The organism is Lacrimispora sp. 38-1 (assembly GCF_049890855.1).
Taxonomy (GTDB): domain Bacteria; phylum Bacillota; class Clostridia; order Lachnospirales; family Lachnospiraceae; genus Lacrimispora.
The window spans coordinates 1-26,899 of sequence record NZ_JBANEW010000030.1; the positions used below are offsets into that span (position 1 = coordinate 1).

General features: G+C 38.7%; 26 protein-coding genes. 21 read left to right on the forward strand and 5 right to left on the reverse strand.

Annotated elements, in window-relative coordinates; all coding sequences use genetic code 11:
• Positions 1 to 211 precede the first annotated feature (211 nt).
• The gene (locus V7D18_RS06995; RefSeq protein WP_426152798.1) at positions 212 to 964 is read left to right on the forward strand and encodes a Fic family protein; all 753 of its coding nucleotides are present in this window, start codon (positions 212 to 214) and stop codon (positions 962 to 964) included.
• A gap of 508 nt (positions 965 to 1,472) precedes the next feature.
• Entirely contained in the window at positions 1,473 to 2,702 is a 1,230-nt protein-coding gene (gene sstT, locus V7D18_RS07000) for a serine/threonine transporter SstT (protein ID WP_426152800.1), read from the forward strand.
• A gap of 46 nt (positions 2,703 to 2,748) precedes the next feature.
• Here the strand turns inward: sstT and V7D18_RS07005 are convergent, their stop codons facing one another.
• On the reverse strand, positions 2,749 to 3,288 hold the full coding sequence (locus V7D18_RS07005; RefSeq protein ID WP_426152802.1) for a rubrerythrin family protein: 540 nt from the start codon (positions 3,286 to 3,288) through the stop codon (positions 2,749 to 2,751).
• 246 nt (positions 3,289 to 3,534) lie between these two features.
• On the opposite strand from V7D18_RS07005, the gene nuoE reads away from it, so the two are divergent.
• From nuoE to V7D18_RS07045, 8 genes are all read left to right on the forward strand, one after another.
• Positions 3,535 to 4,020, forward strand: coding sequence for an NADH-quinone oxidoreductase subunit NuoE (nuoE, locus tag V7D18_RS07010; RefSeq protein ID WP_426152804.1), 486 nt, complete (start codon positions 3,535 to 3,537; stop codon positions 4,018 to 4,020).
• Entirely contained in the window at positions 4,020 to 4,415 is a 396-nt protein-coding gene (locus V7D18_RS07015; RefSeq protein WP_426152806.1) for a (2Fe-2S) ferredoxin domain-containing protein, read from the forward strand. Before nuoE ends, V7D18_RS07015 begins: the two co-directional genes overlap by 1 nt.
• Positions 4,416 to 4,428: 13 nt before the next feature.
• Positions 4,429 to 6,222: an NADH-ubiquinone oxidoreductase-F iron-sulfur binding region domain-containing protein gene (locus V7D18_RS07020; protein ID WP_426152808.1), complete on the forward strand. Its 1,794-nt coding sequence runs from the start codon at positions 4,429 to 4,431 to the stop codon at positions 6,220 to 6,222.
• Positions 6,223 to 6,235: 13 nt separating this feature from the next.
• The gene (locus V7D18_RS07025) at positions 6,236 to 7,978 is read left to right on the forward strand and encodes an NADH-dependent [FeFe] hydrogenase, group A6 (RefSeq protein ID WP_426152810.1); all 1,743 of its coding nucleotides are present in this window, start codon (positions 6,236 to 6,238) and stop codon (positions 7,976 to 7,978) included.
• Positions 7,979 to 8,041: 63 nt separating this feature from the next.
• Complete coding sequence (locus V7D18_RS07030) at positions 8,042 to 9,736, forward strand: S8 family peptidase (RefSeq protein WP_426152812.1); 1,695 nt, start codon at positions 8,042 to 8,044, stop codon at positions 9,734 to 9,736.
• A 21-nt stretch (positions 9,737 to 9,757) separates the two neighbouring features.
• Positions 9,758 to 11,464 (forward strand): S8 family peptidase, encoded by a 1,707-nt coding sequence (locus tag V7D18_RS07035; RefSeq protein WP_426152814.1) that lies wholly within the window; start codon positions 9,758 to 9,760, stop codon positions 11,462 to 11,464.
• Between the two features lie 104 nt (positions 11,465 to 11,568).
• Entirely contained in the window at positions 11,569 to 12,531 is a 963-nt protein-coding gene (locus tag V7D18_RS07040; RefSeq protein ID WP_426152816.1) for a helix-turn-helix transcriptional regulator, read from the forward strand.
• A 107-nt stretch (positions 12,532 to 12,638) separates the two neighbouring features.
• Positions 12,639 to 13,265, forward strand: a complete 627-nt coding sequence (locus V7D18_RS07045; protein ID WP_426152818.1) for a type 1 glutamine amidotransferase family protein — start codon at positions 12,639 to 12,641, stop codon at positions 13,263 to 13,265.
• A 113-nt stretch (positions 13,266 to 13,378) separates the two neighbouring features.
• Here the strand turns inward: V7D18_RS07045 and V7D18_RS07050 are convergent, their stop codons facing one another.
• On the reverse strand, positions 13,379 to 13,834 hold the full coding sequence (locus V7D18_RS07050) for a VOC family protein (protein ID WP_426152820.1): 456 nt from the start codon (positions 13,832 to 13,834) through the stop codon (positions 13,379 to 13,381).
• Between the two features lie 34 nt (positions 13,835 to 13,868).
• Entirely contained in the window at positions 13,869 to 14,705 is an 837-nt protein-coding gene (locus V7D18_RS07055; RefSeq protein WP_426152822.1) for a helix-turn-helix domain-containing protein, read from the reverse strand.
• A 249-nt stretch (positions 14,706 to 14,954) separates the two neighbouring features.
• Between V7D18_RS07055 and V7D18_RS07060 the strand changes: the two genes are divergently transcribed.
• Both V7D18_RS07060 and V7D18_RS07065 read left to right on the forward strand, forming a co-directional pair.
• A complete protein-coding gene (locus tag V7D18_RS07060; protein ID WP_426152824.1) occupies positions 14,955 to 15,212 on the forward strand; it encodes a hypothetical protein in 258 nt (85 codons plus the stop codon).
• Positions 15,213 to 15,235: 23 nt separating this feature from the next.
• Positions 15,236 to 16,018 (forward strand): MerR family transcriptional regulator, encoded by a 783-nt coding sequence (locus V7D18_RS07065; RefSeq protein WP_426152826.1) that lies wholly within the window; start codon positions 15,236 to 15,238, stop codon positions 16,016 to 16,018.
• Here the strand turns inward: V7D18_RS07065 and V7D18_RS07070 are convergent.
• Positions 15,995 to 16,609, reverse strand: coding sequence for a helix-turn-helix domain-containing protein (locus V7D18_RS07070; protein WP_426152828.1), 615 nt, complete (start codon positions 16,607 to 16,609; stop codon positions 15,995 to 15,997). The two genes, V7D18_RS07065 and V7D18_RS07070, sit on opposite strands and share 24 nt — an antisense overlap.
• A gap of 204 nt (positions 16,610 to 16,813) precedes the next feature.
• Here V7D18_RS07070 and V7D18_RS07075 point away from each other — a divergent pair, with 204 nt between their 5' ends.
• The 5 genes from V7D18_RS07075 to V7D18_RS07095 all read left to right on the forward strand — a co-directional run bounded on the left by V7D18_RS07075 (position 16,814) and on the right by V7D18_RS07095 (position 20,584).
• Complete coding sequence (locus V7D18_RS07075) at positions 16,814 to 17,422, forward strand: helix-turn-helix domain-containing protein (protein WP_426152830.1); 609 nt, start codon at positions 16,814 to 16,816, stop codon at positions 17,420 to 17,422.
• Positions 17,400 to 18,287 (forward strand): hypothetical protein, encoded by an 888-nt coding sequence (locus tag V7D18_RS07080; RefSeq protein WP_426152832.1) that lies wholly within the window; start codon positions 17,400 to 17,402, stop codon positions 18,285 to 18,287. The genes V7D18_RS07075 and V7D18_RS07080 overlap by 23 nt, the downstream gene beginning before the upstream one ends.
• Before the next feature lie 115 nt (positions 18,288 to 18,402).
• Positions 18,403 to 19,653 carry a hypothetical protein gene (locus tag V7D18_RS07085; RefSeq protein ID WP_426152834.1) on the forward strand — a complete coding sequence of 417 codons (1,251 nt, stop codon included), beginning with the start codon at positions 18,403 to 18,405 and terminating at the stop codon, positions 19,651 to 19,653.
• A 60-nt stretch (positions 19,654 to 19,713) separates the two neighbouring features.
• On the forward strand, positions 19,714 to 19,902 hold the full coding sequence (locus V7D18_RS07090) for an aspartate/glutamate racemase family protein (protein WP_426152836.1): 189 nt from the start codon (positions 19,714 to 19,716) through the stop codon (positions 19,900 to 19,902).
• Between the two features lie 58 nt (positions 19,903 to 19,960).
• On the forward strand, positions 19,961 to 20,584 hold the full coding sequence (locus V7D18_RS07095; protein WP_426152838.1) for a DJ-1/PfpI family protein: 624 nt from the start codon (positions 19,961 to 19,963) through the stop codon (positions 20,582 to 20,584).
• Between the two features lie 60 nt (positions 20,585 to 20,644).
• Here V7D18_RS07095 and V7D18_RS07100 read toward each other — a convergent pair whose 3' ends face one another.
• Positions 20,645 to 20,884, reverse strand: coding sequence for a hypothetical protein (locus V7D18_RS07100; protein WP_426152840.1), 240 nt, complete (start codon positions 20,882 to 20,884; stop codon positions 20,645 to 20,647).
• Between the two features lie 304 nt (positions 20,885 to 21,188).
• Between V7D18_RS07100 and V7D18_RS07105 the strand changes: the two genes are divergently transcribed.
• The 4 genes from V7D18_RS07105 to V7D18_RS07120 all read left to right on the forward strand — a co-directional run bounded on the left by V7D18_RS07105 (position 21,189) and on the right by V7D18_RS07120 (position 26,736).
• Positions 21,189 to 22,307 carry a phosphotransferase enzyme family protein gene (locus V7D18_RS07105; RefSeq protein ID WP_426152842.1) on the forward strand — a complete coding sequence of 373 codons (1,119 nt, stop codon included), beginning with the start codon at positions 21,189 to 21,191 and terminating at the stop codon, positions 22,305 to 22,307.
• A 101-nt stretch (positions 22,308 to 22,408) separates the two neighbouring features.
• Positions 22,409 to 23,209: a MurR/RpiR family transcriptional regulator gene (locus V7D18_RS07110; RefSeq protein WP_426152844.1), complete on the forward strand. Its 801-nt coding sequence runs from the start codon at positions 22,409 to 22,411 to the stop codon at positions 23,207 to 23,209.
• A gap of 169 nt (positions 23,210 to 23,378) precedes the next feature.
• On the forward strand, positions 23,379 to 25,250 hold the full coding sequence (locus V7D18_RS07115; protein WP_426152846.1) for a beta-glucoside-specific PTS transporter subunit IIABC: 1,872 nt from the start codon (positions 23,379 to 23,381) through the stop codon (positions 25,248 to 25,250).
• A gap of 4 nt (positions 25,251 to 25,254) precedes the next feature.
• The gene (locus V7D18_RS07120; RefSeq protein ID WP_426152848.1) at positions 25,255 to 26,736 is read left to right on the forward strand and encodes a glycoside hydrolase family 1 protein; all 1,482 of its coding nucleotides are present in this window, start codon (positions 25,255 to 25,257) and stop codon (positions 26,734 to 26,736) included.
• The last annotated feature ends 163 nt before the right edge of the window (positions 26,737 to 26,899 follow it).

Below are 26,899 nucleotides of genomic sequence, written 5' to 3' on the forward strand. Positions count from 1 at the left end.
CTAATTGTTGCTGACAAGGGACAATTGTCGATGTTATGCAAAAATAGCAATTTACTATGGAGAAGAGGTGAATAATAGAAAATTGAATCACCATTATTTGATTGAATTATTTTACGATACTTGGTGATTAATATCTTAGTCTTGCATTGAATAAATAACCAAAACATGGTAAAATATCATATTAGGAATAGAGAAGAAAGGAGTGGATAGCTTGGATTATAAAGTATTACTTCAAAAGAGAGATGACTACGAACAAATTAAAGATTCACTCCCTGAAATAACAGTAAAAAGCTACTCACAGCAATTCGAACTACAATATACACATAATTCTACAGCAATTGAAGGGAACACACTTACCCTTCTGGAAACTAAGGTGGTATTGGAGGAGGGGCTGTCCGTAGGTGGAAAAAAACTTCGAGAAATTTATGAGGTTATTAATCATAATAAAGCCTATCAGTATGTAAAACACGGTATCGCAGAAAAAAAGCCTTTGGACGAGCATATTATTAAGGACTTACATGCTATTTTAATGGAGAATATTATGATTGGTGGAATATATCGAAACGTAGATGTTTATATTTCTGGTGCCTCCCATACTCCACCAAGCCCTAACGAGATGTATCGTCAGGTAAAAGCATTTTATATGGATTTGCAGGATAGAGCAATAGAAAATGTAATTGAGCTTGCGGCCTGGACCCATGCTGAGTTTGTGAGAATTCATCCGTTTGCTGATGGAAATGGAAGAACCTCCAGATTGATTATGAACTATCAGCTGATGGCTCATGGCTTTTTGCCAATATCTATCGCAAAGGAAAACCGTCTGGAATATTTTAATGTTCTGGAAGCTTATGCAGTAGAACGGGATATTAAACCATTTACCAATATGATTGCATCCCTAGAGATAGAGCAGCTTGACCGCTATCTTGGAATGGCAATTTCGCAGGATCAAACACAGCAACAATAACTTTAATTAGAAAGATCTCCAGTAATCATGGGGGTTTTTCTCTTTGCCAATTTAATATTCTGCAACCGCAAGCCGTTACTTTTTAGTGGCGGTTTTTTAATGGGTTTTGTGAACCTCATCGTCTACCCTTCTACTGGGAAGGACTTAGTGAAAAGTCCATAGGGGTTGAGTGGACAAGAAAAGATGTACTAAAGGCTGGACTTGTTGAAGCGGAACGTAGACCAGTTTCAAATCTAAAAAGATGAAAACCTTCCTCTTCAAAAGTCTGTAAGAACACAGGTTAATACGATAGAATTAAGCCAGTATAGAATGGAGACTGGGAATAAATATTAGAAAATGCAATAAGTTTCATCAGGTGTTCCATGGATGACACAGGGAAGTTGGATGGTTCGAATACGGTTAATAAATAAAACATGTTTAAAAGATAAAATTTTGCTAATATTAATCAGTGTAGTTATAAAAGCTGACATAAAAATATGAATAGTAGGTAATATACGGAGGAAATTAAATGGATGCATTGAAGAAACTGGGTTTAATTCAAAGAATTCTACTTGGTATGGTAGTTGGTTTTATTTTAGGGCTTCTGGTACCGCAGTTTACTGCAATTGGCATTTTAGGTGATATGTTTGTAGGCGCCTTAAAAGCAATTGCACCTATTTTAGTTTTTGTTCTTGTGATGTCTTCCCTTGCATCAGCAAAATCTGGTACTGCGCATAATATGAAGAATGTTCTTTTTCTGTATGCATTAGGAACAGTAGCATCCGCTTTGGTAGCTGTAGCAGTAAACAATATTTATCCTGTTACCTTAGCATTGAATTCAGATTTGGCAGTAACAGGAGCAGAGGTTACAACGAATATCGGTGAAGTTTTAAAAACACTTTTGCTGAATACAGTCAGTAATCCAATTGCAGCATTATATAATGCAAATTATATTGGTATATTATCCTGGGCAATCATTTTGGGTATTGCATTTAAGTTTACTTCTGAAGGAACGAAAAAGGGATTACTGGAAGTTTCAGATGCGGTATCGCGGGTCGTAAAGTGGGTTATCAGCTGTGCTCCATTTGGTGTTCTTGGTCTGGTATTTAAAACAATCGCTGAAACAGGTATTGAAGGTTTTGCAACTTATGGAAAAGTACTTATTGTACTTGTGAGTTGTATGTTTGGAGTTGCGCTTATTTTAAATCCACTCATTGTGTTCTTCAGCATTAAACAAAATCCATATCCGCTGGTATTCAAATGTCTTAGAGAAAGTGCGATTACAGCATTCTTTACCAGAAGCTCAGCAGCAAATATTCCTGTAAATATGGAACTATGCAAATCTCTTGATTTAGACGAGGATACTTATTCTGTAAGTATTCCACTTGGGGCTACTGTTAATATGGCAGGTGCAGCTATTACGATTACAACCATGACCCTGGCAGCAGTAAATACCCTTGGCATCTCAGTTGACATACCGACTATGATTGTATTAAGTTTAGTAGCAAGTGTATCAGCAGCAGGTACTTCCGGTGTTGCAGGCGGTTCATTAATGTTGATTCCTTTGGCATGTAGTTTGTTTGGTATTTCTAATGATATCGCAATGCAGGTCGTTGGAATTGGGTTTATTATTGGTGTTGTTCAAGATTCATGTGAAACTGCATTAAACTCTTCTACAGATGTATTATTTACGTGTGCTGCAGAATTTAGAGAATGGAAGAAAATCGGAAAAGCACTCCCTCTGTTGAAGCATAAATAGCAAGACGTTAAAAGTGTAACGAAAAGTTCGCGGCACTTATTCATTGTTAAAAGTTTTCATTATATAAACGATAGTATCCCTGAGGATAACCGCATACAGGGCATATTAGTGGTGCACATTCCCCGGACATGATATTTCCGCACTGCATACAGATCCAAAGTGCTTCAACCGGTTTACAAAACACTTCATTCTGTACTATGTTTTCATACAGTCTGGAAAATCTTGTACCTTGATGATAGTCTATGTTGGCGATCCCTGCAAATAGTGCTGCAATATCCATAAAACCTTCTTCCCGTGCGATTCGTGCAAAATCCTGATATTGATTATTTGCCATGTATAACTCATTATCTCTGGATTGCAGAAGTGCTTCCTCAGTGTTCGGAAGTGTACCTTGATTTAACTCCCTTAACCAGATCCTTGCATGTTCCATATTATTTCGGGAGGTAACATCATATATATTCCCTATTTCCATGTAGCCATCCTGTCTTGCCACATCAGCAAAAATTCTGTTTCTTGTACTGGCAATAGCTTCCGCATTAAAGGCAATACCTAAATTTGTATACGTTCTGCTTTCCCAAAAATCCATTTGTTCTCCTTTGCCATGTATAAGGTATATATTATAGATATTTAAATAATTTTTATATTATTACTGTTTATGGCGTGGAACTGATGACAATACAAAGCGGCAAAATAAAACTCCGGGTTTATTTTGCCGTTTTAATTTTTACTGTTATAACAATTTTTAATTTGTATGTATATAAGACAGGATAAACAGGAAATCTATCCTTTGTAAGACAGAGAAAGTCTACATAAAGCCAAAAGGAGATTATATATGGAAAGCAAATGCAATACTCAGGAAAAATTTAAGCAGCTGCAGAAATTTATTGACACCATGGAAGACAGGAGGGGAGCGTTAATTGCTGTACTGCACAAGGCCCAGCAGCTCTATGGATATTTATCAAATGATGTGATTTTCTATATTGCAGAAAAGCTTGAAATCCCAAGTGCGAAAGTTTTTGGTGTTATTAGTTTTTACTCTTATTTTACCACAGAACCAAGAGGAAAGTACGTAATCAACGTATGCCTGGGAACCGCGTGCTTTGTAAGAGGTGCCGATGCCATTATGAGGGAATTTGAAAAAATTCTGAATATCAAGGCAGGTGAAACAACCGAAGACAAGAAATTTACATTATCAGGATTAAGATGCATTGGTGCCTGCGGACTTGCTCCGGTAGTGATGGTCAATGATAAGGTTTATGGAAGGGTAGAACTGAATCAGGTTAAAACAATTCTTGAAGAATACCAGGAGGAAGAGTGATGGCTAAGTTAAAGACTGTAGAAGAACTTAAAAAGATCAGACAGGCAGCTATTGACAAATTAGAATTAAGGTCCACTGCCGAATCCGAAGATAAAGTTTTAGTCCGTGTAGGAATGGCGACCTGCGGGATTGCCAGCGGTGCCAGAACCACCATGAAAGCAATTATGGATGAAGTTGCAAAGCTGGGACTTACCAATGTTTCCGTAACCCAGACCGGCTGTATGGGGTATTGTGCCCAGGAACCGGTGGTGGAAGTTGTTTCCAATAGCATGCCGTCTGTCTTATATGGAAAAGTGGACGAGAAAAGAGGACGGGAAATCGTTAATGAACATATAAAAAACGGCCGCCTTCTCCAAAATGCAATCATCAATAAATCATTTGAAAACCTGGAATAAAGGAGGAGGACTTATGAGTGACTTCAGAATGCATTTACTGGTCTGCGGGGGTACCGGATGTACGTCGTCCGACAGCCTGGAACTGGTAAAGACGCTAAAGGAATCCATTAAAAAACATGAAATAACCAATGAGGTGGAAGTGGTCGTTACCGGATGCTTTGGTTTTTGTGAGAAAGGTCCGATCTTAAAAGTTTATCCGGATAATGTGTTTTATATCACGGTAAAGCCGGAGGATGCAGAGGAAATCATTACGGAGCATGTGATAAAAGGCCGTAAGGTGGAACGCCTTCTGTATGTGGAACCCAATACAAAAGAACGATTAGAAGGGCAAAAAACCATTCCTTTCTATAAAAAGCAAATCCGGATCGCACTTAGGAATTGTGGATTTATCAACCCGGAAGATATCAATGAATACATTGCGGCAGATGGGTATCAGGCGCTGGCAAAATGCTTAACGGAAATGAGACCTGATGAAGTGATTGAGACAGTCGTTCAGTCAGGTCTCAGGGGAAGAGGCGGCGGCGGTTACCCCACCGGTCTCAAATGGAAATATACAAGCCAGAATCAGTCGGATGAGAAATACATTATATGTAATGCGGATGAAGGGGATCCCGGTGCATTTATGGACCGGTCCATATTGGAAGGAGATCCCCATTCTGTCCTTGAAGCAATGGCAATTGCAGGCTATGCCATAGGAGCCCAGTATGGATACATTTATATCAGAGCGGAATATCCCCTTGCTATCAGCCGGCTTGAAATTGCCATAAAACAGGCAAGGAAACTGGGGCTTTTGGGAGCGGATATTCTTTCGACAGGATTCAATTTTAATATCGGATTACGGTATGGTGCCGGTGCATTTGTATGCGGAGAAGAAACTGCCCTTATCCATTCCGTTGAAGGAAAGCGTGGGGAACCCAGTTCAAAACCTCCGTTTCCTGCACAAAGAGGTGTTTGGGATAAACCATCCTGTGTGAATAATGTTGAGACATTTGCCAATATACCGCCTATCTTCTTAAAAGGACCTGCCTGGTTTCGGAAGATCGGTACGGAGAAGTCTCCTGGTACAAAAGTCTTTGCCCTGGCCGGTAAGGTAAATAATGTGGGGCTGGTGGAAGTGCCAATGGGCATTACCTTAAGAGAGGTCATTTTTGATATCGGAGGAGGGATAAAGAATAATAAGCAGTTCAAAGCAGTACAGACCGGAGGTCCCTCGGGAGGCTGTATTACAAAAGAAAATTTAGATATACCCATTGATTATGAGTCACTTAACAGTATCGGTTCCATGATGGGATCCGGCGGAATGATTGTCATGGATGAGGACAACTGCATGGTAGACATAGCAAAGTTCTATCTTGAATTTACCAAGGATGAATCCTGTGGAAAATGTACCCCCTGCCGTATCGGAAATACAAGAATGCTGGAGATACTTGAAAAAATAACAAAAGGAAATGGTACGGAACAGGATTTGAAAGATCTTGTAGAGTTAGGGGACGTCATTAAAGATACATCTCTTTGCGGACTTGGACAAACTTCACCCAATCCTGTTCTCAGTACCCTGCACTATTTTCAGGATGAGTATCTGGCTCATGTAAAGGAGAAACGATGTCCTGCCGGAGTTTGTCAGGCACTATTTTCCTTTCATATTTTACCGGAAAAGTGCGTGGGCTGTACTGCGTGTGCAAGAATATGTCCGGCGCACTGCATCGAAGGAGAACTTAAGAAGGTTCATGTGATCGATCAGTCAAGGTGTATCAAATGCAGTGCATGTTATAATACATGTAAATTTAATGCCATAGAAAAAGGTTAAGAGGAGTGAACTTATGGGACTGGTGAATGTTACGATCAATGATCAAAAGATTGCAGTAGAGGAAGGCACAACGATTCTGGAGGCTGCAAAAAAACTGGATATTCGTATACCCACACTCTGCTATCTTAATCTGGAACATGTGAAAACGGTGAATGGCTCTGCTTCCTGCCGAGTCTGTGTGGTAGAGGTTGAGGGAAGGAGAAATCTTGCACCCTCCTGTGCTACTCCGGTATCGGAAGGCATGGTAGTAAGAACCAACACCTTAAGGTGTATCAAGGCCAGAAGACTGATAGTAGAATTATTTTTATCCAATCACCCGACGGACTGTCTGATCTGTGAAAAGAATCTAAGCTGTGAATTACAGGCACTGGCAGCGGAACTGGACATACGCCGGATAAAGTTTCATGGAGTAAGGGCAACTCATGAAAAGGATATTTCAAGTAAGGCAATCATCCGGAATATGGATAAATGCATTTTGTGCAGAAGATGTGAGACCATGTGCAATGAGGTACAGACGGTCAATGTGTATTCTGCAGTAAACCGGGGATTTGATACGTTCATAGCACCGGCCCTTAATTTACCCATGCATGAATCAATCTGTACCTTTTGCGGACAGTGTGTTTCCGTATGCCCCACTGCAGCATTAACCGTAGTGAATGACATTCCCAATGTCTGGGAAGCATTGAATGCAAAAGACAAATTTGTTATCGTTCAGACAGCACCTGCTGTGCGGGTGGCTCTGGGGGAGAAATTCGGTGCAGAACCGGGAACGGTGGTCACGGGGAAAATGGTGGCTGCTCTTAGAAGGTTAGGTTTTGATAAAGTTTTTGATACGGATTTTGCGGCGGATCTTACCATTATGGAAGAGGCAACAGAATTCATTCACAGACTGCAGCATGGAGGAAGGCTTCCCATACTCACAAGCTGCTGCCCGGGCTGGGTCAAGTTTTTTGAACACCAGTTCAATGATATGCTTGATATCCCCTCTACCTGTAAATCACCCCATGAGATGTTTGGTGTAATAGCGAAAACTTACTATGCAGAAAAGATGGGGATCGATCCAAAAAATATTTTTGTAGTTTCTATTATGCCTTGCCTGGCAAAGAAGTATGAAGCTGCCAGACCCGAGCTTATGCATGATGGGATGCAGGATGTGGATGCGGTATTATCAACAAGAGAACTGGGGGACATGTTAAGGGAAGCCAATATTGACCTGATGCATTTAAAGGATGAAGAATTTGATGAGCCGCTGGGAGAATCAACCGGTGCATCTGTCATCTTCGGAACAACCGGCGGCGTTATTGAGGCAGCTTTGCGGACCGCATACGAATGGCTTACCAATGAAACCCTTGAAAAGGTGGAGTTTCATGAGCTTAGAGGGTTCGATGGAATCAAGGAAGCTGTGATAAAGATCAATGACCAGGATATAAATATTGCTGTTGCCCATGGTCTTGGAAATGCAAGAAAGCTTTTGGAGGATATAAGAGCCGGTAAATCCCATTATCATGCAATTGAGATCATGGCCTGCCCTGGAGGCTGTATCGGCGGTGGCGGACAGCCCTATCATTTTGGGAATTTTGATGTTCTTAAAAAACGAATGGAAGGGATATATAAAGAAGATCAAAGTAAAAAATTCAGAAAATCACATGAAAATCCGGCAATTAAAAAGCTTTATGAAGAATATCTCGGTGAACCCTATGGAGAAAAGGCACATGAACTTCTTCATACCTATTATGTGAAACGAAAGAATATGTAAATCAGTACTATCATATGATAGAGTTTTAATATAATAAGAATAAGAAAAAAAATAAGGTAATTCATGAATTCCGTAGATATTGAAAAAATATACAGCAATGATTATGCAGATTTTTTTATCAGTTTTTGTTCTGACGTATCTGTCCTGGAACAATACGAAGCAGGTTCTGTTCACGTAATAAATTATTTTTATGCAATTGTGCATCTTCCGGTCAGTGTTATGACGACAAATGTGATATCGAGGATGGGATATGCTTCTATCCCATCTTTGTTTGGTTTAGTCAGCCAGACGAGTCTGGAGGCATCCGGAATACCGGCTATCCGCAATAATCCCAATTTAAATTTAAGAGGAAGGGGAGTATTAATCGGCATTGTGGATACCGGTATCGATTATACAAATCCTGTTTTCCAGTATAATGATAAAACAACAAGGATAGCCAGTATCTGGGATCAGACGATCATACCGGAAACTGGTTCGGAAACGGTACCTTATGGTACTGAGTATTCCAGAGAACAGATCAACGAAGCGCTGCAGGCCGATGATCCATACAGGATTGTACCATCGAGGGATGAGATTGGTCATGGTACAATGGTCGCCGGTATCGCTGCAGGCGGCGAAGATCTTCAAAACGGATTTTCCGGTGTTGCTCCTGAATGTGAATTAGTAATCGTAAAACTGAAACCGGCAAAACCTTATTTAAAAGAATTTTTCCGGATACCGGAAGATGCAGTTGCCTATCAGGAAAATGATCTTATTTATGGTATTCAGTATTTAATGGATTATGCTGCCTCAAGAGATCAGCCAATTGTTATGTGTATTGCGATTGATACCGCGCAGTATGCACATGATGGAAGAGGTACTACAAGCAATTGGTTGTCATTTCATTCAACCAGGCCGAGGTTAGGAATATTAATTGCTGTGGGCAATGAGGGAATTGCAAGAAGACATTTTGGGGGATTAATTACACAGGAAAGCGGATATGAAACAGTAGAATTGAGCGTTGGTCCCAATGAAAACGGATTTTCCATGGAATTATGGGGAACAGTACCGAATACTTTTTTTATTGATATTACAGCTCCTTCCGGTGAATATATACCAATCATTAATCTCCGGTTTGATGAGACCAGAGAGATTTCCTTTATATTTGAACCCACAATTATTTATATAGATTCTCAGCTTGTAGAGTCCCAGAGCGGTGATCAGCTGATCCTGCTGCGGTTCACAAAGCCGTCACAGGGAAGATGGAAATTTAATGTATACAGTAAAGGGATTTTCCCCATAAATTTCAATATGTGGCTCCCAATGGGGAATTTTATAGGACCGGATACGTTTTTTATTAAATCTGATCCGAATATCACACTTCTCTCCTTATCTTGTGCCATTAACCCTATTTCCGTAACGGCTTATAATACGGCAGATAACAGTCTTTATATAAACTCCGGGAGAGGGTATACACGCATTAATATAGTAAAGCCGGAGATTGCCGCTCCGGGAGTAGATATACTAAGTCCATCACTGAATCATGGATTTGTTCGGGTGACGGGTACAAGTGCTGCAGTAGCCCATGCGGCAGGAGCGGCAGCACTCATATTTGAATGGGGAATTGTGAAAGGTAATTATCCGGAAATGAGCACAGAAGATCTGAAGGTTTTTATGATCCGCGGAGCCAAAAGAAAAGCGGATCTGGTATATCCCAACTACGAATGGGGATATGGAATACTTGATGTATTTAATATCTTCCAGGCACTTATTGTCTAATGTTGATTTGAGGTGAAGCTGATGATGCCAGAGGACAGGTTTAAGATAACCAGCAATGATTATATGGATTTAATTATTCAATATAACGGAAATTCTAATATATTAAAACGATATGAAGAATATTCTGTACATATTATCAATCCGGGTTATGCAGGTATTTATTTACCAATATCCCAGGTCACATCCCAGCTGATCAGGGATTATGGATATTCGGGAATTCCCAAATGCTACTCTTTGCAGAGTTATGAAAGCCTGACTGCATCAGGAGTTACATTATTGCGGAATATACCGGCATTAAATTTAAGAGGAGAGGGGGTCCTCGTAGGATTCGTTGATACCGGTATTGATTATACGAATCCGGTTTTCCTTAAAGAAGATGGAACGACAAAAATAGCGGCAATCTGGGACCAGACCATAGATAACGGCCCATATCCGGAATTAAGATATACCGCATACTACGGGACAGAATATACGGCTGAACAAATTAACCTGGCATTAAACAGCACTGACCCGCTGGCGGTTGTTCCCAGTATGGATGTAAATGGTCATGGTACCATGCTGGCAGGAATTGCAGCCGGTTCGGAAAATAGGAGTAATCGATTCATGGGTGTCGTCCCGGATGCAGAATTGTTAATCGTTAAACTGAAGCAGGCAAAAAAAAATCTGACTGATTTCTACCATATCCCTCCCGATGTGGACTGTTACCAGGAAACTGACATAAACTGGGGGGTTCAGTATCTGATTAATACAGCAGATAAATTAAAACGGCCGCTGGTAGTCTGTTTAGCCGTAGGAACTTCTCAGGGAGCACATGGGAATAATGGACTGATAGGCTCGTTGTTAAGGATAGTAGGTGACTGCCCCGGGGTTGGAATTACGGTTGCAGCAGGAAATGAATCACAAGCCAGAAGACATTTTTACAGTATTCTTCGTCCTGCTGAAACGGTAACAGTGGAATTGAGTGTCGCACCGGATGAATATGGTTTTACTATGGAGCTTTGGGGAAGTCCTCCCATGATCTATACAATTGATATTTTATCCCCATCCGGTGAATACATTCCGGCAATCTCCCGGGCGCTGTTTGAGACCAAACAGGTACATTTTATATTTGATCAGACAATTCTTTCTATAGATTATATCATGATCGAGCGGGACAGCGGTAAACAGGTCATTATGCTGCGCTTTAAAAATCCGGCACCAGGCATCTGGAGGTTTAAAGTATCCGGAAGCGGTGATCTGCCCGGAGATTTCCACATATGGCTGCCCTCCGGTAATTTTATATCGAAAAATACGTTTTTTATTAATTCAAACCCCTTTACTACCATAACATCACCTGGTAACAGTCTCATACCAATCACAGTCACAGCTTATAATGCAGCAACGGGAGCGTTACACCCGGAGTCGGGAAAAGGATTTTCAACATCAAATATTATAAACCCCGATCTGGCCGCTCCAGGTGTTAACGTAGTATGTCCCACATTAAACAACCAATTTACCACCATAACGGGTACGGGTGCGGCGGCTGCACATATGGCTGGTATAGCAGCCATGATATTTGAATGGGGTATCGTAGATAATAATTATCCGAATCTGGATACCATAGGAATCAAAAAATTTCTTCTTCGGGGAGCGAAAAGAAGCAGTAATCTTCAATATCCCAATCAGAATTGGGGCTATGGGATTGTAGATGTTTATAATTCTTATAATATATTCAGAACTATTTTATAGATAATGGGCATGGGAAAAACAGAAGAGAAGTCGTTTGTGATTGTACGCACCTTGGTATATAATTATAGTAAGCATAGGTATCATAAAAGAAGGGGGGGCACGTTGTGGCTAAAAATGATAATATGCTGGCAATTCTGTGGATGCTGAATTCAGGCGAAAAAATAACTGCAAAACAAATATCCGAAAAATTAGAAATAAATATAAGGACAGTTTACCGGCATATTGATGCACTCTGTGCCAGTGGAGTGCCTATAATATCAGACCCAGGTCATAATGGCGGATATAGACTGCTGAATAATTTTATCAGAGCACCTCTGCTATTTGATATGGAAGAAAAAAAGGCACTTCTTCAGGCCGCTGTTTTTGCAAAAGAAGCTGGATATCCTTTGAGTGAGGCATTAGGCAATGCGACATCAAAGTTGAAAATGTATTCGAATCAGGAACAGGAAAGTATACTTAACCATCATTTAGCCGGATTTGAAGTTATAAACCGCATGGGTAACCCTTCCCTTCAGCCGATATTGGCGGAATTGGAGCAGGCCGTAGAAAAGGAATTTTCTGTAGAAATTGATTATCGTACAGGCCGTGAAGAGCAGCCGAAGATTAGGATGATAGATCCCTATGGAATGATTTACTGGAACAACAAATGGTATACTGTTGCATTTTGCCACCTCAGGAATGAAATACGAAGATTTCGGGTAGACCGGATTTTACGAATCAAGAGTACTCAAATAAATTTTAAGCGTCCCGAAGCTTTTTCGACCCGTGAAATTTTTATGAAAAACCTGTTGCCTGATTTAGTGGGGAAGAAGGGGTTGATTTCTTTAATTATAGAAGGCAGGTCAGAGGTGTTGGAAGAACTATGCTTGCATTGGTTTTTAGGGCATCATCTGAAAGAGCGGACATCAAATCAAGCCATCTTTTTATTTGAGGAAGAAACAATTCATCTTTATGTACCTTATTTTCTCCTATCCTATGGTAAATCCATTCAGGTAATCGAACCACAGAGTGTAAAAGAAAGACTTGTTGCTATTGCATCGGAGTTAATGGAATATTATCAACTTTAACAGCTTCACTGACAGCAGATGTCAGTGAAGCTGTTTTATAATGAGGATAATCACTGATTACCCATGGTTGGTATTTCCTGATGAATAAAAAAAGGAGAAATTTCAAAATGAAAAATACAGTATATCTTTATGTGTTTGACACAATGTCAGACTGGGAAATAGGTTACTTAACTGCCGAGCTGAACTCAGGAAGGTATTATAAAAAGGGACTTTCCCCATCAAAAATAGTGACTGTTGGAATTGAAAAGACGCCTGTAACAACAATGGGCGGATTGAAAATACTGCCTGACATCAAACTGGATGAGTGCAGTATTGAAAGCACTGATGCATTGATTTTACCTGGTGGAAATACATGGACAGAAACAAAGCACCAACCCATCTTAAAAATCGCCCAGGGGTGTTTAGAGGAAGGGATTTTGGTTGCAGCGATTTGTGGTGCTACAATGGGACTTGCCCAGGCAGGATTGCTGAATTCACACTGGCATACAAGCAATAATCTGGAATACCTTAAAATGATCTGTCCCGCTTACACGGGCGAAAAGTATCACAAAATGGAGTCGGTAGTAACTGATGGAAAATTGATCACCGCATCTGGAATAGCTCCGTTGGAATTTTCTGTGCACGTCTTGAAATCACTGGGTGTGTTTCCTTCAGAAACATTAGATGCCTGGTATAGCCTTAATAAAACTCAAGAATCCAAATATTTCTATGAATTGATGAATTCAATCCAATAAAGATATAAGTTAGGCTATAGAAAAAAAGTGAACAAGCTGGCTCCCTTAATTACTGAGTCAGCCTGTTCACCAAGTTGGATGCAGGTTCACATATTTACTTACCAGGTAACTCATTACATAATGCTTTTAACAAATTCTACAGGGAACATGGTTCTCTCCGCAGTTTCCTCAATGCTAAGTCCTTGTGCTAAAAAGCGTTTTGCTACACTTGCCATGCTTTCGGCCACTTCAACTATAAATTTATCATAGTCATAAAATCTTATAACACGCTGTCCCCACGGATATTCTTTAGCCTTGTGAATAAATTCAATTCCTTCTGTGCTGCTGATTTTATCCTGCCAATAGTCCAAATCTTCCACTTCAAAGTAAAGCTGAAAGTTGTTTGGCTGCGCCTTGCCGGGCAAATCTGCACCAACAAGTTCGGCGTAATTGGATTGCAGGGAAAGTCCTCTTTCAAAAGACACATGTACCCCCAAATCCATCATAATCTTTTGCTCCATTACGGTTTCGTAAAAATGCTTTGCCTTCTCCATATCAGATACGGCAATCAAAGTGCCTTGATATTGCATGCTATCACTCCTCTTAAGTTTTCTTAATTATATATTAGAATTTGGCAATCTCGCTGTAAAAATCGGACATATTATCCCGATACTCCTGCGGAGTGATACCGCAAATGGCCTTAAAATCATGGATGAAGTGGGGCATATCATAATAACCAGTTTCCATAAAAACCTGTGTTAAGCCATAGTTGTGCCGCTGTAAAAGCCGTATAGACTTATTAACACGTACAAGGCGAGAGAACGATTTAATACCCACGCCCATATATTCGTCAAAAAGCCGTCCTAAATGACGTTCGCTATAAAAAACATTGTGTGAAAGCTCTTTTACTGAAAGATTCCCTCCGTTTTTTATAATGAGATTATTTACTTGAGAAAATTCCTGGAGATAAAATGCACCTTTCAGGTGGGCCATAAAGAGCCTGTCTATTTTAGTGATCAGGTCATGGATACTTAACGACGTTTCCAGTTCATTAACCATCAGGCGGTACATTGAACGATTAACATCTTCAAAGTCAATTACACAATCTGTTATTTCTTTTTGCGGCATTTTGCTAAAGGCATAATAACCCGCCGGTTGAAACTCTACAATAAACAAGAGGCTGAAATCATTGCCTGACTTGCCAACATAGGAAGGTTTCGTGATGGGACCAAACAAGCTGCCGTGGATGTGGCTATCAGTACATGCCAGCACAAGTGTAGCGCTCCCGTGGGGCACAACAGCGTAATTATCTGACATCATACCTTTACTCGGAAAAGTGATCGTGTAATTGGAAATAAAATTTCTAAGCTCTAAATGTGGTTGAATATATATAAAATCAACACCTCGAATCAGTACACGGCCACAATTCACATAGTTGTGAATAGAATCTTTTGTAAGCATGGCACGACCACCTCCCCTTTAACATTTGTGATTTCATTTTACTAAATAAAAATTATTTAAACAAGAAGAATTATAGCTCTACCGGAAGTCCTGGATCATATCAACCATTATTTGCTTGTATACCTCTGCCCTTTGAGCTATATTATTAAGGTATGCTGTTATGAACGTTTTATTTTTCAAATCTTCTTGCATGTTACGTAGCGTAATGTATTAAGATTGAAGTAAACATGAAAGGGAAGGTGAATTTATATGAAAGATAATGATAGTGATAAAAACAGCACAAAAAAATTTGTTATAAAGACAAAACAAGGAGACTTTGTAATTTCATGGCCCAGTAACCAGAGAACGGGGTTTTGCCCTTATTGTAACAAGTGCATTCCTTTGAACTCCATTGTATTTAAAAAAGAAAATGAAAATAGCAGGCAGATGGGGGAATGTCCATATTGTTATAAGGAAATTCCTGTATGTGAGATTACATTCAAAAAAACAGATGAGGAAAAACAGTAGATTAGTTTGTGAAAGTGAATGATATGGAGAATAAAAAGGATTTGTTAACAATTGGAGAGCTTGCACGCCTGGCTGGTGTAACAATACGTACACTTCAGTATTATGATGAGAAGAATTTACTGAAACCAGTTGTTACAGAGGGTGGGAGAAGAAAATATACGAGTGATGATATTTTACGCCTTGAACAGATTTTATTTCTTAAATCATTGGGCTTTTCTTTAGATGTAATTGATACAAAGATACTGGAATATAATAATAAAGCTGACTTAGAGGAAGCATTCAGACAACAGCGGAAAGGCCTTCTGGAAAAGATTGAACACTTAAATAATATGGTGGATATGCTTGATGCGGCTATTATTGAGATGAAAAATAGCCAGGAAATCAATATGAATTGCATTATTGCGATTATTGAGTCGATGAAACGAGGTAATTCATATGGATTCTTAGTAAGATATTTTAATAATGAACAACTGAAAAGCTTTGCAACTCGATTGTTTAGCGTGTCTTATGGTTTGAAAGCAAAAGAAGCGTTTGATAAACTGGAAGAACTTTATGAAAAAGGTGTTGATCCAGAGGGGAAAGAAGGACAGTATCTGGCAAAACTCTGGTGGGATATGGTCAACGAATTTACAAATGGGGACGCCGATTTACTGAGTGCTATGATTAATGCAGGAAGAGATATACAAAATTGGCCAGATGAAGTAATAGATATTAAAAAACCTATTGGAAGTTTTCTTGCAAAGGCGCTCAATTTATATATTTACAATAACAGGTTAGAATTTTTATTTTGTTCTGCTTTGCTGTAATAATAAAAATATCTTCACTGCAAAAAACAAGAATAGTAGTATTGTTGCATACGGTTCTCTAGCCGCAGCAAATAAACAGATTGCTACCGCACCTGCTGCGATGGAAACTTTCGAGGTAATGCCATACAATGACCCTTTATCGAAGCAAATAAAAGCAAGTCTGGCAATTCCAAGACCAATTATAAATAAAAAAATAGTCCAATGTATTCGAATATCTATATTTGGCATATGAGTATTTGACAGGAGATTTACATGGTAAATATAGTCGCCTTGAGGTTCTCCATAGATTGGTAATACAATAAATGCAACTGCCAATACATCTATTATTCCGCTGATAATGTTATAAATTCTTTTAACATTAGAGTGGTTTTCAGTTTCGGCAAGAGTGATCAGTTCTTCACCGGATAGCAGTTCATCTATAGTCACAGAAAAGAATTTGGAAATACACTTGAGTGACTCAATGTTAGGGTACCCTTTGCCGCTTTCCCATTTTGAAATTGCTGTCCTTGATACATATAATTTCTCTGCGAGCTGTTCCTGCGTCAGGTTTTTCCCATTTCTAAGCTGTTGTAGTTTTTCGTTAAATTCCATGAGCGTCCTCCAGTTTGTTTCTTCTTTTTTATACGCCCACACACAGGCTTCTCTGCTTCTTTAGGTATCATAATCAATTATATACGGAATGATAAATAATAGCAAAGCTTTACTGACTTTTCCATAAATATATTGTAATGTCAATGATAGTGTGCTAGAATTTATGTGACTTAAATAATAAAAAAGGTCATATAGGGGGGCGGAATGCCGAAATTTTCAGCTGGAGAACGGGAGAAGATATACTCTCTGCTAATGCAAAACGGAGAAAAATTATTTAATGAGAAGGGCTTTTATGCAGTAACTGCAGAAGAAGTGGCTTTATCAGCGGGAATAGCCAAAGGAACCTTTTATCATTTTTTTAAAAATAAAGAACATCTTTATATGGTAATTAATAACAGTTTGCAAACCAGTATTTTTATTTGCTTGCAGGAGATGCTGGAGAAAACTGAAAACATGCCGCAGACAGAAAGATTTTATCGATTGCTGTGTTATATAATGGATGCATTTATAGAAAACCCGCTCATTAGCAATATTGATGCACAGGTATGGGAACGTATAAAAGCAAAAGCACCAAAAGCGTGTATTGATGAAAATGATGCAAGAGATTTAGAATTGGTCTCAATGTTGGAACATTCCGGTTTTTACTTTCGGTACGATTTGGAATGCACAATGAAGCTTTTGCAAATGCAGTTTGTACAGATGTCTTATATCCATAAAGAAACACAAGGAATAGAACTGATGAAAATTGTTCTAAAGGCATTGGCAAAGCATTTACTAAAGGAGGAATCAAGTGAAAATTCGGCCACTGAGTGAAGAAGTAATGAAAGAAATTGGGTGGAGGGATATTTATATCTCCGGTTATTCACAAAAAGTACATATTTTTCACTACCGTACCGGAGCAAACTGTAAAAATATTATCGTCTTACATACACCCGTAACTGCAGTAAAAAATTGTTATGAATGCTTCGAACAGCTTGGACGTATTTATAGCTTTAATGTGTTTGCTGTAGATTATGTGCCGGGAGAAGGAGAGTGCAGCGGAGAGGCGCAGGACTTTACATTGCTAAATATGGTGGCGAATTTGGATGCAGTATATGAATATGTACGCGGCAGTTATTCTGAGGATATTCATCTGCTGGGTTATACTGGAGCCGGCGGCATTATGGCACAGTATTATTTGGGAACAGGCTGTAAGTTTAAAAGCTTTGCACAATTTGCCTGTGGGATTTATGGGGACACAACGCCATTGGGGGTTCCAGCGGCTTTTGCCAGGTCTGTGATGGGTATCTTACGCTTTCTGGTAAAGATAAAGCCCACCTTATCGATGACGTTTACGCCCCCTGCGGCGAAGGGCTATCATGCGGAACTGGATAATGAATTTTACGAAACCATTCTTGTACGGGATCCGAATTTCTTTACCTTGAAAATAAATAGTTTCCTCAGAATATTAGAGTGTATGGTTGGGAAAGAAAGCTTGTTAAAAGTCCCTGTTTCCTGCCCGACACTGGTATTCAAAACGTTGCATGACCGGTATTTTTCTGCCAATTATTTTGATCGATATTATAACACTTTAATTTGTGAGAAAAAGCTGGTTGAAATAGATGATATCCATAATAGCTACTTTATTACACCGGAACCCTTTATGAAAGAAATTGCAGCATGGGTGAATTGCCATTAAGTATTGAAATTGAATTTTCGCCGAATATCGAAGAAAGCGAAATGACATTGCAACATGGTTTGATAAAGAAGTGTCGTCTTACAGAAGAAATGAAATTAACTGGAGAGGTGTTAGTTTGGATGATTTATATAAAATGATTAAACCTTTCTTAAATCGAACTATATTAACTAAATATAACTTCGGTTTTGCCGGGGAGGTATATATTGAGACAGATAAGTTTGAAGAAGAATACAACCAGTATCTTCCGATTTTAGAGAAGTATTTTAGTCTGAAAAAACCGTTTTACTGTAACAGAAATTACACTTATTATTCAACGGATTTAATTGAAACAACAGATCTAGTGAAAAATATAGCCTTAGACGCACCGATAATTTTAAATTTAGAATTATCGTATGATAATAAAAGATATATTATATTCTCACTCACGGAATATATGCTGTCATGTATAGCAAAATTAGTTGGTGTCATATTCTCCTATACGTCTTTAGATGTTAATTACTATAAAGCGCTTAAAGAATACCTGAAAAATTTGACTGATTATATAACTCAAATTATTTTTGATGAAGAATTAAATCAATTTCCACCGCTATCTTTTGGCTTAATTGATAGTATCATATCGGATATAAAAGAACTTAATATTTCCCATGTCCGTGAATATTCGGAGATGGACAATATTCTTATTATGTTTATTACTTATTTTGCATTATGTGATTATATTGGAGAACACGATATTATCATTTCACCTTTACAAGGGGCCGCACTAATACCTCCATTTTTTATATCTATGCAAAAATATACCAATATCATGAATCGATGTTCCGGTTTGGCAGGGTATGAATATGTCCGGTTTTCAAAATATGATAATACCCATTATTGTGAATTATCCTTGCCTGACCAGGTGCATTTATTGAGTACTCAATATCCAGAGAGTACGAATATATTATTGATAGATGATAATACAGGCACTGCAACTACGCTAAAATCAATTAAACAAGAATTATTAAAATATTTTAAAAATATCTCAACTTCTGCATTAGAGTATTATTGGGAAGGAAAAATTTTTAGAACTGATTACTCAGCGTTTCAGCTAGATGATATAGATTTAATAACGCCCCTTTGCTACAGATATTTTAAAATACTTGAGGAACATTTAGAATTCCTGAAGAATGAAAAAGATATTAATTTTCGGTATGATTTAGTTGAGTTTAGTAAAATAAATATGATTTACGATAAAATTGACTATTATTTATATATAAATAACGATTGTACAGAAATTTCAACAAAAACAAGAATTTTGAATATTTATGAGAGAATTAAGGTGGTAATGGAAATCCTCTCCAATGCCAAAAATAGTTTTTATAATTAATAAGCTGGGTGATTGAATTTGTTCTGCTGAGGATATAAAACGGCAGGCATACTCACTCACTTGCCCCGTATTGGAGATAAATTCAACAAAGTTATAACTGGATTGAAGCAGCAGGGAGCACAAGGAGTTATTCTTGGCTGTACAGAAATCGGATTACTTATTAAACAAGAAGATAGTGCCTTACCGGTATATGATACGGCGCTTTTACATGCCGAGGCTGCTGCTGAATATGCAATGGGAGATAATTAAAATATTGATCTGATGTAATTTGCAAGTCGTATATGAAACGCATAATGAAACTCAGTATATGAAAGGATTGATAGTGATGATACAACACTGGGATGTTGGTATACTTCTTTTTAACGAGGTTGAATTGCTTGATTTTGCTGGGCCATTTGAAGTTTTTTCAATTACTGCATATCCAGACGGTATTCAAAAACCATTTACAGTAAAAACTGTTGCTCAAACAACAGATTTAATCAGTGCCCGAAATGGTTTAAAAGTCAAGCCCGATTTTGATTTTAGTAATAGTCCCCATTTTGATATTTTAATAATACCCGGTGGGTATGGAGCGGAAGAAATTGAAATTCATAATGAAACTCTTATAAAGTGGATTGAGAACAGTGCGCAGGATTGCCAAATTATCGCATCTGTATGTACGGGTGCATTTTTATTAGCTGAGGCTGGCTTATTAAATGGGAAACGGGCAACTACACATTGGATGGATATAAGCAAATTGGAAAGTAAGTATAAGGAAATAAAGGTTCAGCAGGGGGTTAAATTTGTTGATGAAAAAGCTGTAATCACATCCAGTGGTATTTCAGCTGGAATCAATATGTCATTTTATCTTCTTAACAGACTTGTTGGAAAAGAAATTGCCATTACTACAGCGGAAAGAATGGAGTATAATATAGATATTCAAAATATGTAATATATTGAAACCGCAATCCCTCATAAAAAAGGACTGCGGTTTTTACCTGCATTTTTGGATTTATTTCCAGCCTGAAAGCCAGCTTTTGTCATTTGCAATTGCGGTTACTACTTCTTCACCGGATTTGAAATTATCAAAGGTTCCGTTGTTAATTTCGTTTATAACTTTACTTAACAGGTTTTCGTAATAAGCTTCCGGTGTGATCTCGGTTGTTGTCTGGTGGAAATGCTGTTGGGATTCCAAAGAGGCTATTCGTGCATATTCGTTTTTTACCTGGGCTATGAGTTTATCGCGATTCATATAATTTGCTCCTTTGCATAAAAAGTTATTTTAATTCTTTCCATTAATAGAATTATTATTTACAGGCATAGGGATATTATACAAAAGAATGCCAGCCGTAATGAACAGCAGCACCTTGTCCAAGTGATCATTTGGCCTTACCTGGCTGTGCTCTCTGTACTCAACCCGCACCATGTTGTGGGTTGAGTACAGAAAATGTGCGAACAGGTGAAATTCCAGCAGTCATTTTCACATATATTGACACTGCATCCAAACACCGCTATAATGGGACCAGATTAGATACTGTGGGAGGGTTAAAGTTAAAATGACAATAGAAGAAAAACTGGAACAAGTGTGCAGTCAGTTTACCTTTAAAGGAATTTTTGATAAGGCAGTACCTTATGGAGACGGTCATATTAATGATACGTTCAGAGTAACTTATGTGGATGATAAAGAGCCAACGCAATATATTTTACAAAGGGTGAATCATCTGGTTTTTAAAAATACAGTTGGCTTAATGGAAAATATTGAACATGTTACTTCTTATCTAAGCAGCCGGATTACGATAGACCAGCAGGCTGACGGGTATGAGATACTGACTTTAATAAAGACAAAAGGTGATAAAAGTTATTTCCAGGATGACGAAGGCAATTTCTGGAGAGCCTATGTTTTCGTGAAAAATGCAACCGGTCACACCTTTGCAGAAGACGCAAATATGTTGTACGAAGCAGGGAAAGCATTCGGCCAGTTTCAGCGTTTGCTTAGCGAATACCCGGCAGAAAGCTTAATTGAGACAATTGAAGGCTTTCACAATACCGTCTGGCGTTTCGAAAATCTGAAAAATGCGGTTCAGAAAGATCTGCTGCAAAGGGCTGACCAGTGCAGGGAAGAAATTCAATTTGCTCTGTCCAGAGAAGATATGGCGTCGACACTGGTTCGTGGTCTGGAAAGTGGCGCGATTCCTCTTCGGGTTACACATAATGACACGAAGATTAACAATGTCCTGCTGGATGATGCGACAGGAAAAGGCAGATGCGTGATCGACTTAGATACAGTGATGCCTGGAAGCGCATTATATGATTATGGGGATGCAATCCGTTCCTGTGGAAGTACAATTGCAGAAGACGGCGAGAATTTGGAAGATTTGAAAGTGAATTTCGAAAAGTATAAAGTATATACAAAAGGATTCCTTGAGACAATGGGACAAAATTTAACTCCGCAGGAAATTAAATGGCTCCCTTTGGCTGCCATTATTATGACTTTGGAATGTGGTGTTCGTTTTTTGACTGATTATCTGGAAGGGGATAATTACTTTAAGATCCACAAAGAGAATCACAATCTGATTCGTGCCAGAAATCAATTTAAATTTGTTGCTGAAATGGAGAAGCAGATCGATGTAATGACAGAAATTGTCAATAAATATTGGAAGGAACATATAATTTAAGGCATTGCAGCGAATGATAAGAAAGATGGGGATAAAGCATACAGAAACACCAATATACTGGTACCAGATAAAAATGACAAGACAAGATTCAGGAGGCGTATATGGGGATTTTGTTAAACCGTTTATTAATAATTTTGAATGACAGTGATTTAAACTCAACGGATTATCATATTGCATTTACTTTATTATCCAATTTTTATCTGATTAATGAGATGAGCATAGGAGCGGTGGCGGATCTATGCTCCGTATCGAAGTCGACCATATCCAAGTTTATAAGAAAACTTCATTTTGAAGATTATTCAGAATTCAGAGCCGCTGCGCCATTTGTAGAAAACCGAAGTGGATTCAACCTTAATTATAATCGGAATATTGCGGAATATATTGAACAGAATAATATTGATTCCTATATAGATTGCATTCTGGATGACATTTCTGCCTGTAAAAAAAATATTGATATGGATAAGGTCAGGGAATTAGCCGGGTATTTGGTCAGCTACAGGAAAGTAGCAAGCTTTGGTCTGCTGTTCTCAGAGCTTGGAGCGATGGATTTGCAGGCGAAGCTTGCTTATAATGGTAAGTTTATCATTACAAATCTAAACGATGTAAAGCAGGATGATTACATCAACAATGCCGGAGATGATTCGCTGATTATTATTTACTCCAATTCCGGTTCGTATATTCAGCAGTATATGCTATCTGAATTCCATACAAAAAAAGATTATTCAAAAATTAAAGCAAAGATCGTCTTAATAACCGGGAATGCTAAGATGGAGAACCACCCTAATGTAGATTTGTGCATCAGCTTTACCCATAATTCCATCGTTCAAACCCACTCCGTAATTTATCCTTTGATCAACGATATCATTATAATGGAATATAGAAAACTGACAAGAAAAAGATAAGCGGACAGACCTCTGTCACTTATTTTTTTTGCTTTTTTTTATTTTCAAAAAAGAGTTTCCAAAAATCGAACTTTTAAGACTGATGCAAAATATGTGTTATGATTGTTTTACAGACAACAACACCTTGGCCGAGGGAAGGAGTTAGTAAAAAGTCAGGAGGGTATATATTATGGCTAAAAAGAATTATGATGAATTGGCAAAACAAATTGTTATCCTTGTAGGTGGTGTAGACAATATTAATGATCTTACGCATTGTGTTACAAGGCTGAGATTTAAGTTAAAAGATAATGGAAAAGCAGATCAGAAAGCATTAAAGAGCCTGGATGGCGTTTTGTCAGTAGTGATTGGAAATGGCCAGTTCCAGGTAGTTGTGGGAAATGCGGTAGAAGATATTTTTAATACGATTTTACAGCATTATCAGATAAAGACTGAAAAAGGGACAGATGCTCCCCAGGAAAAAAGTGGAAATATATTTACCAGGGCACTGAATACGATGGCAGCTATCGTTAATCCCATCGTAATTGCCCTGGCGGGTGCTGGAATGATTAAAGCGTTGCTGGTTATCTTGACGACAACTCTGGGTGTTTTAGATAAAACAGGAAGCACCTATATGATCCTGTCGGCTGCAGGAAACAGCGTGTTTTATTTTCTCCCGCTGTTCTTAGCTTTTTCTTCTGCTAAATCATTTAAATGTAACCCCTATATCTCCGTGGCAATTGTAGGAGCTCTTATGGAACCCAATTTTACCGGGTTGATGAAAAACGCAGGTGATTTGTCTTCTTTTATGGGCATTCCTGTTGTATTAATGAAATATTCCGGTACTCTGGTTCCTGCAATTGTAGCAGTATTGGTATATTCCAAGTTAGAAAAGATATTAAAAAAATTTATTCCTAAGAGTATTGAACTGTTTGCACTGTCCTTTGCGGCACTGGTTATTATGGTACCTCTTTCGGTAATTGTAATAGGACCTGTCGGTGTATACCTTGCAAATGGTATCGGTGATTTTGTAAATCTTTTGAGTACTCAGAATGGACTTTTGACTGGACTGGTTATAGGCGGAGGCTGGACATTACTGGTAATGATTGGAATCCATTGGGGAGTGGCTCCGATTATGATCAATAATATATCGAACTATGGATATGACTTTATTCGTCCCATGGTTGCAGCTGCAACCTTTGGCAGTGCTGGAGCTGCGTTTGGTGTATTCTTAAAGGCGAAAAAGAAAGAAACAAAAGCCTTTGCGCTGTCTGCTGTAATTCCGGCTTTGCTTGGCGGTGTAACAGAACCAATCGTATATGGTATTTCCTTAAAATACAAAAAGCCGTTTATTGCCCAGATCATTGGCGGTGGTATTGCTGGTGCATTTATGGGTGCCATGCATACAAAGGCATTTGTATATGTATTTCCGGCGCTGACAACACTTCCAGCCTTTTTTGGTGATACATTTTTGTATTACGTAATAGGTATTATTCTTGCATTCGCAGTCACGGCTGTACTCACTTATATTCTTGGTATTGATGAATCAGGTGATGAGACAGAATCAGAGAGCAAAGTGGTTGTTACTCATTCTTCTGTAACCCCAAAGAATGAGTTTGCAATTGGGGCGTTTGCGGAAGGGAACATTATAAAATTAGAAGACGTCAATGATGAAGTATTTGCTTCCGGGACCATGGGAAAAGGGGTTGCAATTCTTCCGGATGAAGGAATTTTATATGCCCCGGCGGATGGAGAAATCGCCGCAGTTTTTGATACTGGTCATGCCGTTGGCATGGTTACAGATCAGGGGACAGAGATCTTGCTTCATATCGGAATCAATACGGTAGAAATGAAGGGAAGAGGATTTAATGTATTAACTGCAATGGGCAAGAGGGTAAAACGGGGTGAGGTACTGGTCGAATTTGATATAGATGAAATAAAACGGGCTGGTTACGACACTACTACTCTATTATTACTCACTAATTCAGGGGAATTTGAAAATATAAATATCGCATCATCGGGACATGTAACACAAAAAGATAATTTAATAAATGTCAGGAGGTAATAAAGTGCAGAATACTGTTTTTCCAGAAGGATTCTTATGGGGAGGAGCTACGGCTGCAAACCAGTGTGAGGGAGCATGGAATGAAGATGGAAAAGGAATGTCGGTCGCAGACTGCAGTATCTATAAGGGCAATGTAAACCTCAGTGATTATAAAGCTCAGCATGCAGTATCAAGTAAAGACATTGAAGCGGCAATGCAGGATAAGGGGACTGTTATGTACCCGAAACGTCATGGAATTGATTTCTATCACAGATATATAGAAGATTTGGATTTATTTCAGGAAATGGGATTTAAGTGTCTCAGAGTATCCATACAGTGGACAAGAATTTACCCCAATGGGATTGAAGAAACTCCCAATGAGAGCGGGCTGAAGTATTATGAAAATCTGTTCAGGGAAATGCAAAAACGAGGCATTGAGCCGTTAGTGACCCTGCATCATTATGAGATGCCACTGTATTTGTCCAATCATTATGATGGCTGGTATGGTAGAGAAGTTATTGATCTGTTTCTGAAGTTCTGCAAAACTGTATATGAAAGATACAATGGATTGGTAAAATACTGGCTGACATTTAATGAGATTGACAGTATATTTCGCCACCCGTTTACAACAGCCGGCTTAGTGGAAGACCGTTATCCCAAAGAAAAATGGGAAGAAATTGTATATCAGGCTGTTCATAATCAATTTGTAGCAAGTGCTCTGGCAACAAAATATCTGCATGAGATGATACCAGGCGCACAAATGGGCTGTATGATCACCAGAACTCTCACATATCCCGAAAATTGCCATCCACAGAATATACTGCTTGCATTAAAAGAGAACAGAAAAAATTATTACTATTCGGATGTACAGGTGAGAGGAGAGTATCCAAGCCATATAAAGAAGGAATGGGAAAGAAAAAAGATCCATGTTGTTTTTGGAGAAGAAGATGAAAAAATCATGAAAGATTATCCGGTTGATTTTGTTTCGTTCAGCTATTATATGAGCCGTGTCTCCACGATCGATGATATAAATAAGGAGCAGGTCAGCGGAAATCTTACCAGTGGAGTGAAAAATCCTTATCTGGAAATTTCTGAGTGGGACTGGCAGATCGATCCAACCGGGTTATGTACTTCTCTTATTGAACTGTATGACAGATATGAGAAACCTCTGTTTATTGTTGAGAATGGCTTAGGCAGCAAGGATCGGATAGAAGCTGACGGAAGCATACAGGACGATTATCGAATCAAATATTATAAGGACCATATTCAGGCAATTGCTGATGCGATTGAAGAAGGGGTAGAAGTAATGGGATATACTCCATGGGGCTGTATAGACCTGGTGAGCATGTCAACCTGCCAGATGTCAAAGAGGTACGGATTTATTTATGTTGATCTTGATGATGAAGGAAATGGTTCTTATGAAAGAAAGAAGAAAAAATCTTTTGAATGGTATAAGCAGGTGATAGCAACCAACGGCAGCGGTTTTGGAGGCATTCACACAGACTAAAAAGCAGATTGTTCAGGAGAATCGAAACCTCCAAGCAAAGGGCTGATCAATGCAGGGAAGAAATTCAATTTGCACTGTCCAGAGAAGATATGGCGTCTCCTGCTGGATGATGCGACAGAAAAAGGTAACATAAAATTTAAAACATTTGGAGTTAAGGTACAGA

Excerpts from the sequence above, each read along its gene's own strand:
- sstT (WP_426152800.1), top strand. The coding sequence starts at position 1,473 with ATGGATGCATTGAAGAAACTGGGTTTAATTCAAAGAATTCTACTTGGT.
- V7D18_RS07005 (WP_426152802.1), bottom strand. The coding sequence starts at position 3,288 with ATGGATTTTTGGGAAAGCAGAACGTATACAAATTTAGGTATTGCCTTT.
- nuoE (WP_426152804.1), top strand. The coding sequence starts at position 3,535 with ATGGAAAGCAAATGCAATACTCAGGAAAAATTTAAGCAGCTGCAGAAA.
- V7D18_RS07015 (WP_426152806.1), top strand. The coding sequence starts at position 4,020 with ATGGCTAAGTTAAAGACTGTAGAAGAACTTAAAAAGATCAGACAGGCA.
- V7D18_RS07020 (WP_426152808.1), top strand. The coding sequence starts at position 4,429 with ATGAGTGACTTCAGAATGCATTTACTGGTCTGCGGGGGTACCGGATGT.
- V7D18_RS07025 (WP_426152810.1), top strand. The coding sequence starts at position 6,236 with ATGGGACTGGTGAATGTTACGATCAATGATCAAAAGATTGCAGTAGAG.
- V7D18_RS07030 (WP_426152812.1), top strand. The coding sequence starts at position 8,042 with ATGAATTCCGTAGATATTGAAAAAATATACAGCAATGATTATGCAGAT.
- V7D18_RS07035 (WP_426152814.1), top strand. The coding sequence starts at position 9,758 with ATGATGCCAGAGGACAGGTTTAAGATAACCAGCAATGATTATATGGAT.
- V7D18_RS07045 (WP_426152818.1), top strand. The coding sequence starts at position 12,639 with ATGAAAAATACAGTATATCTTTATGTGTTTGACACAATGTCAGACTGG.
- V7D18_RS07050 (WP_426152820.1), bottom strand. The coding sequence starts at position 13,834 with ATGCAATATCAAGGCACTTTGATTGCCGTATCTGATATGGAGAAGGCA.
- V7D18_RS07055 (WP_426152822.1), bottom strand. The coding sequence starts at position 14,705 with ATGCTTACAAAAGATTCTATTCACAACTATGTGAATTGTGGCCGTGTA.
- V7D18_RS07060 (WP_426152824.1), top strand. The coding sequence starts at position 14,955 with ATGAAAGATAATGATAGTGATAAAAACAGCACAAAAAAATTTGTTATA.
- V7D18_RS07065 (WP_426152826.1), top strand. The coding sequence starts at position 15,236 with ATGGAGAATAAAAAGGATTTGTTAACAATTGGAGAGCTTGCACGCCTG.
- V7D18_RS07070 (WP_426152828.1), bottom strand. The coding sequence starts at position 16,609 with ATGGAATTTAACGAAAAACTACAACAGCTTAGAAATGGGAAAAACCTG.
- V7D18_RS07075 (WP_426152830.1), top strand. The coding sequence starts at position 16,814 with ATGCCGAAATTTTCAGCTGGAGAACGGGAGAAGATATACTCTCTGCTA.
- V7D18_RS07095 (WP_426152838.1), top strand. The coding sequence starts at position 19,961 with ATGAAAGGATTGATAGTGATGATACAACACTGGGATGTTGGTATACTT.
- V7D18_RS07100 (WP_426152840.1), bottom strand. The coding sequence starts at position 20,884 with ATGAATCGCGATAAACTCATAGCCCAGGTAAAAAACGAATATGCACGA.
- V7D18_RS07105 (WP_426152842.1), top strand. The coding sequence starts at position 21,189 with ATGACAATAGAAGAAAAACTGGAACAAGTGTGCAGTCAGTTTACCTTT.
- V7D18_RS07110 (WP_426152844.1), top strand. The coding sequence starts at position 22,409 with ATGGGGATTTTGTTAAACCGTTTATTAATAATTTTGAATGACAGTGAT.
- V7D18_RS07115 (WP_426152846.1), top strand. The coding sequence starts at position 23,379 with ATGGCTAAAAAGAATTATGATGAATTGGCAAAACAAATTGTTATCCTT.